Source organism: Psychrobacillus sp. (assembly GCF_056205495.1).
Window position 1 is genome coordinate 1 of record NZ_JBAEAP010000066.1, and the last position, 2,057, is coordinate 2,057.

General features: G+C 35.8%; 2 protein-coding genes. One reads left to right on the top strand and one right to left on the bottom strand.

The genetic code is table 11. The features are described 5' to 3' along the window. Positions 1 to 1,131: branched-chain amino acid transport system II carrier protein (gene brnQ, locus AC06OU_RS02135; RefSeq protein ID WP_475853646.1), on the top strand; the 1,131-nt coding region annotated here is incomplete at its 5' end. A gap of 282 nt (positions 1,132 to 1,413) precedes the next feature. Here brnQ and AC06OU_RS02140 read toward each other — a convergent pair. Then, positions 1,414 to 2,057: GntR family transcriptional regulator (locus AC06OU_RS02140; protein ID WP_475853647.1), on the bottom strand; the 644-nt coding region annotated here is incomplete at its 5' end.

Sequence of the window (2,057 nt, forward strand, 5' to 3'; positions counted from 1 at the left end):
AATTTACAGGAACTGTCTAGTAGAGTTCACCCTATTTTTGCTATCGTTTTCACTTCTTTACTATATTTAACAATCGGTCCTTTTTTCGCATTACCTAGAACGGGTGCTGTTTCATATGAAATTGGAATAATGCCCTTTATAAATTCTGAATATACACAAATCGGGTTGCTGGTGTTTACAGTTATTTTCTTTGGTGTTACATTATGGCTTTCCTTGAATCCATCGAAGATTGTAGATAATGTGGGGAAATACCTTTCACCAGGAATACTAATAGGGTTATTGATCTTATTGGTTCTTGTTATATTCAAGCCGATGGGAGATTTTAGTGCACCGCAGGGAAACTACGTTGATAATGCCTTTATGACAGGTTTTACAGAAGGGTATAATACAATGGATGCTTTGGCTTCCTTAGTCTTCGGTATTATTGTCATTAATGCAGTTCGTGCAATGGGTGTAACCTCTAAAAAAGGTATCTTAGTAGCAACTGCTAAGTCAGGTGCCATTGCAATTTTCTTCTTAGGAATAATTTATGCTGGTATTGGATATCTAGGAGCTACGTCTGTTGATATGTTTGGGATAATGGATACTGGAGGTCCTGTTTTAAGTGCAGCTTCCGAGCATTATTTTGGTTCCTTTGGAGCTATTCTGTTAGCTATTGTAATTATCTTAGCTTGTTTAACGACAAGTATAGGGCTAACTACGGCTTGTGCGGAGTATTTCCATACATTAGTGCCAGCTATAAGCTATAAAGTATTTGTGATTATTTTCAGTGTATTTACATGTGTTATCGCTAACTTTGGCTTAGCGAATATTATTACATACTCTGTACCAGTACTAATGCTTTTATATCCGTTGGCTATTGTTTTAATATTGCTAGCTTTTTTATCACCATTGTTCTATCATTCAAGGCTAGTATACGTAGTGGTTATGTTCTTTACTTTCCTAATCAGTATTGTAGATGGATTGAAAGCGCTATGTGATTCTTTGGAAATAGAGTATTTTGGATGGTTACAATCAATTTTAAACTTATATGATAATATCTTACCTTTCTATAATGTGGGCCTGGGTTGGATTGTTCCTTTTGTTGTGATCACTCTCATAACAACTCTTATTGCTAGGGTTATAAAATAAGCACAAAATACAGTTTATAAAGAGGCTGGAAAATAATTAAAAAGTCCCTCAATTTTACGATTAGGAAAATTGGGGCTTTTTTTCTGTATTATAATACTCCACTACGAAAGACTCTCAAGCATGTAGTCTCTCTACTCCAGATACTATTCTCCATTGAGACCAATTCAAGAAATGTCACTATATTTTCTTTAAGAATAAACAAAAAAAGTGAAATTGCATCACACAATTTCACTTTTTTTTGTTGCCAGGTTTCTTATGTCCCTGCGTTTAATTTTATCTTTCTTAAAACTCTTCTATCGTATAAATCCAGTTAGCGCGCATTACTTCTGTAAGCTTTGAAACGTCCTTATCTTTAAACAACTGGATTAACTCTTGGTGTTGTTCAATAGATTGCTCTCTTAAATTAATTTTTTCGTAATAATAAAGTCTTCTTACATGAGCTTGGAGCATTTCTACCATAGAGAATATGTATGGATTATTCGCGCGATCCACAATCAGCTGATGAAATTCTTCATCAATTCTTAGTGCTTTTGTAAATTCTTTAGCTTGTAGCGCCGTTGCGAATTCTTTATTTTTTTCTTCCAGCATATTTAAAATTTCTTCGTCCATATTAGGAGTTGCAAGTTCAGCTGCGAGCGCTTGTAATGCGGCTAAAGGAGGGAGTAAATTATAAATGTCCTCTGGTTCCACAGGAGTAACCTGTGTTGCTCTTCCTGGTTGCATGGATACAAAGCCCTGAGATTCCAGTAGCTGAAGTGATTCTCTTATTGGTGTACGGCTAACACCTAAAGCTTGTGCTAGCTCTATATCGTTTAGCTTCTCATCTGGTTGAAGAGTACCATCGATAATCCATTGTTGTAGCTGATTGAACGCATGTAGCTTAGCGGTAGTACGTACTGGTTTGGTGTGGTCAATTGGTATAGGCA